Origin of the sequence: Ensifer sp. (genome assembly GCF_035999135.1) — a bacterium.
Lineage (GTDB): Bacteria > Pseudomonadota > Alphaproteobacteria > Rhizobiales > Rhizobiaceae > Ensifer.
Genome location: NZ_DASYGZ010000091.1, coordinates 25,292 through 35,886, shown reverse-complemented (window position 1 = coordinate 35,886; position 10,595 = coordinate 25,292). Strand labels below are relative to the sequence as shown.

Here is a 10,595-nt window from a genome sequence, read left to right as displayed (position 1 = left end):
GTCAACGAACTGCTTTGATGAATTTCCGGGCTTGCACAATGAAGCGGCTCGCGAATGAGAGGGATGGACAATGAGCGCACGCGAAACCGGCAGCTGGGACTTCTGGATCGACCGTGGCGGCACCTTCACCGATGTCATCGGCCGCGACCCTGAAGGCAACCTGCATGCCCGCAAGGTGCTGTCCGAAAATCCGGAAGCCTACCGAGATGCGGCCGTGCAGGGTATCCGCCTTCATCTCGGCCTTGCGACCGGCGCTGCGATCCCGACCGGCCTGATCGGCGAAGTGCGCATGGGCACGACCGTTGCCACCAATGCGCTGCTCGAGCGCAAGGGCGAGCCCTTGGCGCTGGTGACAACAAAGGGTTTCCGCGATGCGCTGAAGATCGGCTACCAGGAGCGCAAGAAGATCTTCGCGACCGAAATCATCAAGCCGGAAGCGCTTTATCAGGACATCGTCGAACTCGACGAACGCGTGCTCGCCGATGGCACGGTCGAGAAGTCGCTCGACGAAGCAAAGGCGCGCGCCGCCCTCGAAGACCTGAAGGGCAAGGGCTACAAGTCCGTCGCCATCGTCTTCATGCACGCCTACAAATTCCCCGAGCACGAAGCCATCGTTGCCCGGATCGCCCGCGAACTCGGCTTCGAGCAGGTCTCGGTCAGCCACGAAGTCTCGCCGCTGATCAAATATGTCGGCCGTGGCGACACGACCGTCATCGACGCCTATCTTTCTCCGGTGCTGCGCCGTTACGTCGCCCAGGTCTCGAGCGAGCTCGATGTCGCCCGCACCGGCGCGCGCGTCATGTTCATGATGTCATCCGGTGGCCTGACGGCGGCCGATATGTTCCAGGGCAAGGATGCGATCCTGTCCGGTCCGGCCGGCGGTGTCGTCGGGCTTGCCAAGACTGGCGAAGCGGCCGGCTTCGACCGCGTCATCGGCTTCGACATGGGCGGCACCTCGACCGACGTCGCGCATTTCGACGGCGAATACGAGCGTGCGTTCGAGACCGAGGTTGCCGGTGTGCGCGTGCGCGCGCCGATGATGCTGATCCACACGGTTGCGGCCGGCGGTGGCTCGATCCTGCATTTTGACGGAGAGCGTTTCCGCGTCGGTCCCGATTCGGCCGGCGCCAACCCGGGCCCTGCCTGCTACCGCAATGGCGGGCCGCTCGCCGTCACCGACGCCAATGTCATGCTCGGCAAGCTGATGCCCGACTTCTTCCCGGCGCTCTTTGGCCCGAACCAGGATGAACGTCTCGATGTCGAGACCGTTCGCGGCCGTTTTGCCGCCATGGCCGCCGAGATCGGCGACGGCCGCGGCCCGGAGGATGTGGCCGACGGCTTCATCCGCATCGCCGTTGCCAACATGGTCGAGGCGATCAAGAAGATTTCCGTGCAGCGCGGCTACGACGTGACCCGCTATGCGCTCAGCTGCTTCGGCGGCGCCGGCGGTCAGCACGCCTGCCTCGTTGCCGATCAGCTCGGCATGAAGAGCATTCTCGTGCATCCGATGTCGGGCCTGCTTTCGGCCTATGGCATGGGGCTTGCCGATATCCGTTCGACACGCCAGAAGGCGCTCGGCGTCCCGCTTGACGATCAGGCACCGGCAGCACTCGGGGCGCTTGGCGCCGAACTTGAAGTCGATTGCCTCGCCGAACTCGAAGCGCAGGGGATCGCCCGCGACGAGATCCGCACGCATCTGCGCGCCCATATCCGCTACGCCGGCACCGACACGGTGATCGCGGTCGATGCGACCTTCCCCGGCAAGGACGACATCGCCCGGCTTCGCGCGGAGTTCGAACAGCTGCACAAGCGCCGCTTCGGCTTCGTCGCCGAAAACAAGGCGCTGGTCATCGATGCCGTCGAGGTCGAGACGGTCGGCGGTGGTGCCGCCCAGATGGAGCGCGAGGGCGCGTCCGTCACATCGGGTGCGCCCGACATTTCGCGCCGCACGCGTTTCTATTCCCAAGGGCAGTTCCACGATGCGCCGGTCGTGCTGCGCGCAGAAATCGCGCCCGGCCAAAAGCTCGACGGACCGGCGATCGTCATCGAACCGAACCAGACCGTCGTCGTCGAGGACGGCTGGCAGGCGGAACTGACCGCCAAGGACCACATCGTGCTTCGCCGCGTGAAGGCGCTTCAGCAGCAGAGCGCGATCGGCACCCACGCCGATCCGGTCATGCTGGAGATCTTCAACAATCTCTTCATGTCGATCGCCGAGCAGATGGGCGTGACGCTGCAGAACACCGCCTATTCCGTCAACATCAAGGAACGGCTCGATTTCTCCTGCGCCGTCTTCGACAACCGCGGCAACCTCGTCGCCAACGCGCCGCACATGCCGGTGCATCTGGGCTCGATGGACGCCTCGGTCGCAACCGCGATCCGCGAGAACCCGGTAATCAAGCCGGGCGACGTGTTCCTGATCAACGCGCCCTATAACGGCGGCACCCACCTGCCGGATCTCACCGTCTGCACACCCGTCTTCGACAACGCCGGACGCGAGATCCGCTTCTGGGTCGCCAGCCGCGGCCATCATGCCGATATCGGCGGCATCTCGCCGGGCTCGATGTCGCCGCTTGCGACCAACATCGAGGAGGAGGGCGTCTATATCGACAACTTCAAGCTCATCGATGCCGGCCGCTTCTGCGAAGCCGAGCTTGAGGCTCTGCTGAACGGTGCGCGCTATCCCGTGCGCAACATCCTGCAGAACGTCAACGACCTGAAGGCGCAGGTTGCGGCCAACGAAAAGGGCGTCGCGGAACTGAAGAAGATGATCGCCCAGTTCGGCGAAGACGTGGTCGAGGCCTATATGGGCCATGTCCAGGACAATGCCGCCGAAAGCGTGCGCCGCGTGCTCGACCAGTTGCCCGACGGCGAGTTCTCCTACGAGATGGACCAGGGCTGCAAGATCGAGGTCAAGATCACCGTCGACCGTGAAAAGCGCGAGGCGACGGTCGATTTCACCGGAACCTCCGAGCAGCGCGGCGACAATTTCAACGCTCCTGCACCGGTGACCCGCGCGGCGGTACTCTACGTCTTCCGCGTGCTGGTCGAGGCCGAAATCCCGATGAACGCAGGTTGCCTGCGCCCGATCCACATCGTCATCCCAGAGGGCACGATGCTGACGCCGCGTTATCCGGCAGCGGTCGTTGCCGGCAATGTCGAGGTCAGCCAGGCGGTGACGAACTGCCTGTTCGGCGCGGTTCAGAGCCAGGCGGGCGCGCAAGGCACGATGAACAATCTGACCTTCGGCAACGCCCATTATCAGTACTATGAAACGATCTGCTCCGGTGCGCCGGCCGGTCCCGGCTACAACGGCGCCGATGCGGTCCATACCCATATGACGAATTCGCGCCTGACCGATCCGGAAATTCTCGAAACCCGATTCCCGGTCGTGCTCGAAGACTTCCACATTCGTGTTGGTTCGGGTGGTCGCGGCCAGTGGAACGCCGGCAACGGTACCAAGCGCACGATCCGCGCCCGCGAAAAACTGGATTTCGCCATCCTCTCGGGCCATCGCCGGGTCGCACCCTTTGGCATCATGGGCGGTAGCCCGGGTGAGCTTGGCCGCAACCTCGTGCGCCGCAATGACGGCCGGACGGAGGAGCTGTCGGGCTGCGCCCATACGGTGCTGGAGGCCGGCGAAGCCTTTACCGTGGTGACCCCCACCGGCGGCGGTTACGGCCGGTCGTAACACCAGAAAGACCAATCTCCCAAGACTGCTGCGGTGGTCTGCGGGCGGGCGAGCGATCGTCCGCCCGTTTTTCGTTCGGGATATGCGCCATTGCTTTTGCTGCATATGCGAAAAGACGCGATCGCTTTTTTAACCCGAATTTAAATTCGAAATTACTAAGTACTTATTGGTCAGTGCGCGCCCGACCTCCTCCCGCAACGGCGCCGCAAACAGCCGGTCCTTCCTCCCGCCGGTATGGCTGACCATGTCCTCCCAACAGCGCGATCGCGACATCCAAGGAGTCACGGCAGTGACCTTCAAGAACCTTTCGATTTTGACCAAGGTCGGCCTCGTGGTCGTGGTCATGGGCATATCCTCCATTCTGATCGCGCTTGCCGGTGCGCGCGGTCTGTCCTCGCTTGGCGCAACGATCGTCGATGTCGGCGCGCGCGAAGAGGCAGCGCGCGAGGCCATGGACCTGCGCGTCGACATCATCGCCATCAGCCGCATGACCTACCAGCTGGCCGCGGCGCCGGAGAAAGCCGCCGATTTCGGCGCCGAGACGGAGAAGCGCGCCGGGGAAATGCTCGGACGTCTGACCAAGATCGAGGCCGTGGCCGACGATGCGGAAGACAAGCTCCTGAACGACATCCGCCTCACGCTCAACAGCTACTTCGACGAGATCCGGGCGATGGTTGCCGTTGCCGCCGACAAGGGCGGAGATGCCGGTGCCGTCAAGGCGGCACTCGACAAGGCGCTCGAGGCCCAGAAGACGGTGACAGCGACGGTCAAGATCTACAGCACCTATTCCGGTGACGCGCTGGCGGCCGCCCGCGCCGAAGCCCTCAACTCGTCGTCCGTTGCAATGACCATTCTTGCAGCCGCGGCCGCAGCCTGCGTGCTCTTCGGCGTCGGCGTCAGCCTCGTCGTTGCCCGCCGCGGCATCGTCATGCCGGTGCGCGACCTGACGTCGACCATGAGCGAACTTGCCGACGGCAAGCTCGATGGTGATGCGACGGACGTTTCGCGCAAGGACGAGATCGGCGAGATGGCGCGCGCCGTCGAGGTGTTCCGCAAGAACGGCATCGCCATGCGCGCGATGAAGGCGCAGGAAGCGGCGCTGCATGCCCGCAGCAGCGACCTGCAGTCGAACATCAGCGTCGTGGTTGCCTCGGCCGTCGCCGGCGATTTCACCGGCCGCATCACCAAGGACTACGAGAACGACGACCTCAACCGCTTTGCGTCGAGCGTGAACGAACTGGTCTCCAGCGTCGACCAGACGGTCAACGAGGTTCGCCGCGTGATCGCCGCCCTTGCCGATGCCGACCTGACGCAGACCATGCGTGGCGAATTCCACGGCGCCTTTGCCGAACTGCAGAAGAACGTCAACCAGACGATGGTGACGCTGCGCTCGACCATGCAGAACGTGCGCAGTGCCGCCAGCACCATCAACGACAACTCCGCCGAACTGAGCTCGGCCGCAAACGATCTCTCGAAGCGCACGGAACAGCAGGCGGCAGCCCTTGAAGAGACCGCAGCCGCACTCGACGAGATTACCTCGACCGTGCGCACGGCCTCCGAGCGGGCGAACGAGGCGCATGAAATGGTGCGCGCCACCAAGGACAGCGCCGGCCGCTCCGGCGCAATCGTGCGCAGCGCCGTCGACGCAATGGGCCGTATCGAGGATTCGTCCAACCGCATCAACCAGATCATCTCGGTCATCGACGAGATCGCTTTCCAGACCAATCTGCTCGCGCTCAACGCCGGCGTCGAAGCAGCCCGCGCCGGAGAGGCCGGTCGTGGTTTCGCCGTCGTCGCCCAGGAAGTGCGCGAGCTGGCGCAACGTTCGGCCAACGCCGCCAAGGAGATCAAGACGCTGATCCACAGCTCGGCATCGGAAGTCGAAACCGGCGTGTCGCTGGTGCGCTCGACCGGCGAGGCGCTGCTGGAGATCGAGACGCTGGTCAACAATGTCAGCGGCCATGTGAACACGATCGCGACCGCTGCGCGCGAACAGGCGACCGCGCTGCAGGAAATCAACACCTCGGTCAACCACATGGACCAGATGACCCAGCAGAACGCGGCGATGGTCGAGGAAACGACCGCGGCGAGCGGCACGCTTGCCGAAGAAAGCCGGCAGCTGCGCACGATGCTTGCCAAGTTCAAGCTGGAGGCCCAGGCGGGCCGCGAAAGCTGGAGCCGCGCGGCCTGATTGAGGTCGAAACCGGGGCCACGCGCTGCAGGAATGCGGCCTGTGGCCCTCGTGTAAAATTTCCCTCGTCGACAGACAAGCCGGCGAGGATGACGGCGTCGCCCTGATACCGGGAGCGTTACCGGGAGCGCCATCGGGCAATCGATCCCGCCGCCGACGCGTCGCTTGTGACGGCCTTACGTGGGTACGCTGTCCGAACGGACCTCAGACATATCTCCGGCCCAGACGGGCACTCATGCGCGCCGCGTGATCTCGCGACGATCGCCGGCGCACGTAGCGTCGGCGGTATGGGCCCTTGGGGACAAGATCCGCTTTACCGTTAAATGCCACGGGTTGCAGGTGGACGCTCGACCGAATCCAGCTATACGTGCAAAGACTTGAATTAGAAAATCAAGTTTTATGCTGTTGTTATAATTGATGTTCCGAGGCCGATGATCGCTGTGCCAACCCTTTGCGCCATGACCGCTTCCGCGCGTGCGCGCTTTCGTTTCCGGCATATGGGCGCACGGTCGAATGGCGGGTTCACAACCGAATTTACGGCCCGCTCAGGGGCCATCGAGCCACCGCTTTGCCGAAGCGAGTTGCTCCGCACCAGGCCCGTCTGTCGGTCGAACTAGTCGTCGGTGACCACGATGCCCGCCAACCGCCTTGCGCAGCCGCGCAACGCGGAATGCTGCCTGCGTCGTTGTCTCCAGGACGGTTCAATTCGAGCGGCACCCATGACGGGCAGACAATTTCACGCTTACCGGAAATACAGGGGTTAGAGAATGGCGAGGGATAGGTTCAATTTGGTTTCGCGCAGGCGCGGCAGTGTTATTCTGGCGGGGGTGTCGCTGCTGGCGATGGCTGCCGGATCCGCCGAGGCTCAGGAGGCCCAGAAGAGCAAACGGGTGGAAAGCCAGGCTCAGGCCGCTCCAGCCGGCGCGACGCAACTCGCTCCCATCGTCGCCGTTGGAACGACCGCCGGACAGCCGCCCGAAACCGGCACCATCGGCCAGCCGCCGGTGCCGTATGCGGGCGGCCAGATGGCGACCGGTGCCCGGCTCGGCGCGCTCGGCAACCGTTCCGTCAAGGAGACGCCGTTCAGCCTCACCGGTTACACGGACAAGCTGATCCGCGATCAGCAGGCGCGAACGATCTCCGACATCACGCTCAACGATCCGTCGGTGCGCATGGATGCGCCGTCGTTCAGCGAGCGTGATTCCTTCTTCATTCGCGGCTTCTCGGTCACCAATCTGGATACCGCCTATGACGGCCTGTTCTACATCACCAACCCGCGCCGCAGCCCGCTTGAGGGCATCGAGCGTGTCGAGGTCCTGAAGGGCCCGAGCACGCTGGTCAATGGCGGCGTCGGCCGTGTCGGCGGCACCATCAACCTGGTGCCCAAGCGCGCTAGCGACGAGCCACTGACACGGCTGACGACCACCTATCTCTCGGACTCGCAGCTGTGGACGCATCTCGACGTCGGCCGCCGCTTCGGACCGGAAGGCGAATGGGGCGTGCGCTTCAACGGTTCCTATCGCGGCGGCGACACCGCGCTCGATCACAACGAAAACGAGATCGGCGTGCTGTCGCTCGGGCTCGACTATCGCGGCGAGTGGGTGCGCGCCTCGCTCGACGTCAACCATTCCAAGCAGAACATCGATGCACCGGCCTCGCTGTTCAATGCGGCAGCCCCGGGCATCAAGATCCCGGAGGCGCCGGACGGCCGGATCAACACGTCCAATCCGTTCGAGTACCATGACAGCGAGCACAACATGGTCGCCGGTCGTATCGAGTTCGACGTTCTGGACAACACGACGATCTACGCCGCCGGCGGCATCAGCCGTTACCGCGAGGACTTCCTCAGCACGTCCTATACAATTCAAAAGCCCAATGGCGATGCGCTGGCCGAGTTCGGCTATAACCCGCAGGAAATTGAGGGGATGTCAGGCGAGGTCGGTCTTCGTTCGGAGTTCGATACCGGTTCGGTCGGTCATCAGCTCAACGTCTCCGTCAGCCGGGCCCAGAACAAGAACAACCGCGGCTACTTCAATCCCCGGAGTGATTTCAAGTTCAGGAGCTACACGACCAACATTTACAACCCGGTCTACGTGCCGAGTTCCTGGGGGGATGCGAGCGGACTTCCGCGATCGAACGACCTGCACAAGTTCTCGGATCTGGTGGCAACCAGCGTTGCGATCTCGGACACGCTGTCGTTTGCCGAGGACCGGTTCCAGCTGACGCTCGGCGGACGCTACCAGGAAATGCGCGTGCAAGGCTTCAATACGCGCACCGGAATTCCGAGCGCCCCGGTTGGGGAGAGGAACTATATTTACGATAAATCCCGGTTCAGCCCTGCGGTCGCCGCTCTCTTCAATGTCAGCGACAGCTTCTCGGTCTACGCCAACTATGTGGAAGCCCTGACCGAGGGGCCGTCAGCGCCTTCCGGCACCCGCAACAGCGGCCAGATCTATCCCCCTGTTGTCAACAAGCAGAAGGAAATCGGTGTCAAATACGATCTCGGTGAGGTGATGTTGACCGCAGCACTGTTCGAGATCCGGCAGCCAAACGGTTTTACCAGCATCGTGCCAAGTGCCACTCCTGGTACCACGGCGAGCGTCTTTGACGTCAATGGCCTCCAGGTCAATCGCGGTCTCGAACTCTCGGCCTATGGCGAACCCGTCGATGGCGTTCGCCTGCTCGGCGGCGTCACCTTCATGGATGCCAAGCTCGACAAGTCATCGGACCGCACCGGCAATGTCACGTTCAATGGCAACCGTGTTCCTGGCGTCCCGAATGTGGCGTTCAGCCTCTACGGCGAATACGATACGCCCTGGGTCGAGGATCTGACGCTGACCGGCCGTCTCGTCTATTCCGGCAGCACCTATTACGACCAGGCGAACACGCAGAAGATTTCGGACTGGACGCGGGTCGATCTCGGCGCGCGCTATTCCTTCGAGCGCGAAAACGGCAAGCCGGTGGAAGTCCGCGCAACCGTGCAGAACGTGTTCGACGAGAACTACTGGGCATCGTCGGCCCGCGGCTTCCTTGCAGCCGGCGCACCGCGCACCTTCATGGTCTCGACCGCTTTCGAGTTCTGAGACTGCTGAAATTCAATCGCAAAAAAGAAACGGCCGGCATTTCGCCGGCCGTTTCGCGTTTCAGGGTGGTGCCGATCAGGCTTCCGGCGAATAACCGAAGACGACGGCCGGGTTCTCGGCGGTCTCGACCCAGACGCTCTTCGTCTGGGTATAGGCCATCAGCGCGTCGCGTCCGGACGAGCGGCCATAACCTGAGCGGCCGAAGCCGCCGAAGGGAGACATGACGCTGATCGTCTTGTAGCCGTTGATCCAGAAGGTGCCGGCGCGCACATTCGAGGCGACCCGGTGGGCGCGGCCGACATCGCGGGTCCAGACGGCGCCTGCAAGGCCGTAGGGGTTGTCGTTGGCGAGGGCTACGGCCTCCTCCTCGTCGTCGAAGACGGTGACGCCGACGACCGGCCCAAACACCTCCTCGCGAGCGATCGTCATGTCCGGCTTGACGTTGTCGAGAATGGTCGGTGCGAAATAGAAGCCGCCCGAGGATCGAAGCGCTTCGGGCTTGGCGCCGCCGGTTGCAAGCGTCGCACCTTCGGCAACGCCCTGGCGGACCATTTCCTCGATCTTGGCCCACTGGCGGGCATTGTTGATCGGGCCGATCTGCGTGGTGTCGAGATAGGGATCGCCGACCGGGATGCGGGCGGCGGCTTCAGCGTAACGCGCGACGAACTGCTGGTGCACCGAGCGGTGGACGAGAAGCCGCGAGCCGGCAACGCAGCTCTGGCCAGCGCCCGAAAAGATAGCCGACTGGGCGCCGACGATGGCGCGGTCGATATCGGCATCGGCAAAGACGATGTTGCCCGACTTGCCGCCGAGTTCGAGGATGCAGGGCACGGTGTTCTTTGCCGCTGAGGCGGCAATGGCCGAGCCGGCGAGCGCCGAGCCGACGAAGACGACGAGCGCGGTCTTCGGGTGGGCGACCATCGCCTGGCCGGCCGTCAGCCCCTGGCCCGCGATAACGTTGACGAGGCCGCGCGGCGCGCCACCGGCTTCGCAGAGCGCGCCGAGCACGAGCGTGCTCAGCGGCGTCAGTTCCGACGGCTTGATGACGACGCCGTTGCCGGCGCAGATCGCAGGCGCGATCTGCCAGCCGCCGGTAAAGAGCGGCGCGTTCCAGGGCGTGATCTGGGCGACGACGCCGACCGGTTCGTTGCGCGTGTAATTCAGGTGCGAGGTCGGAACCGGGATGACCTCGCCATGCAGCTTGTCGCACCAGCCGGCGTAGTATTCGAACATCTCGGCCACGCGAACAGCCTCGCCGCGGATGTCGCGGATCGGCCGTCCGGCCGAGCGGCTCTCAAGCTCGGCGATTTCGCCGGCGCGCTCGCGGATCTTGCGGGCGATCTCGTTCATCACCCGGCCACGGGCAGACGCGGTCATGGAGATCCATTCGCGCTGGGCACGGGCGGCTGCCTGCATCGCCGCATCGACGACGTCGGCACCGGCATCCTTAAATGTGGCGAAGACTTCGCCGGTCGCCGGATCCGTCAGCGTCTGCTCGTCGCCCGAACCGGTCACGAGCGCGCCGTCGACAAAACTGCCGATCTGGGTGCCGGGAATGATGCCGTGGAAGAGGGCGCGGATGCGCTCGGCCTTGGCGGGCATGGTCATGTCGTTCATCGTCGTTCCCCTG

At 64.0% G+C, this 10,595-nt stretch carries 4 protein-coding genes; 3 read left to right on the top strand and 1 reads right to left on the bottom strand.

From position 1 onward, the window contains the following. Positions 1-70 precede the first annotated feature (70 nt). The 3 genes from VGO12_RS10910 to VGO12_RS10900 all read left to right on the top strand — a co-directional run bounded on the left by VGO12_RS10910 (position 71) and on the right by VGO12_RS10900 (position 8,965). Positions 71-3,691: a hydantoinase B/oxoprolinase family protein gene (locus VGO12_RS10910; RefSeq protein WP_327512767.1), complete on the top strand. Its 3,621-nt coding sequence runs from the start codon at positions 71-73 to the stop codon at positions 3,689-3,691. 289 nt (positions 3,692-3,980) lie between these two features. Continuing rightward, positions 3,981-5,882, top strand: coding sequence for a methyl-accepting chemotaxis protein (locus VGO12_RS10905; RefSeq protein ID WP_327512766.1), 1,902 nt, complete (start codon positions 3,981-3,983; stop codon positions 5,880-5,882). Between the two features lie 842 nt (positions 5,883-6,724). Further along, the gene (locus tag VGO12_RS10900; protein ID WP_327512765.1) at positions 6,725-8,965 is read left to right on the top strand and encodes a TonB-dependent siderophore receptor; all 2,241 of its coding nucleotides are present in this window, start codon (positions 6,725-6,727) and stop codon (positions 8,963-8,965) included. A 75-nt stretch (positions 8,966-9,040) separates the two neighbouring features. On the opposite strand, the gene VGO12_RS10895 is transcribed toward VGO12_RS10900, so the two are convergent. After that, complete coding sequence (locus tag VGO12_RS10895) at positions 9,041-10,582, bottom strand: aldehyde dehydrogenase family protein (RefSeq protein ID WP_414650706.1); 1,542 nt, start codon at positions 10,580-10,582, stop codon at positions 9,041-9,043. Between the last annotated feature and the right edge of the window lie 13 nt (positions 10,583-10,595).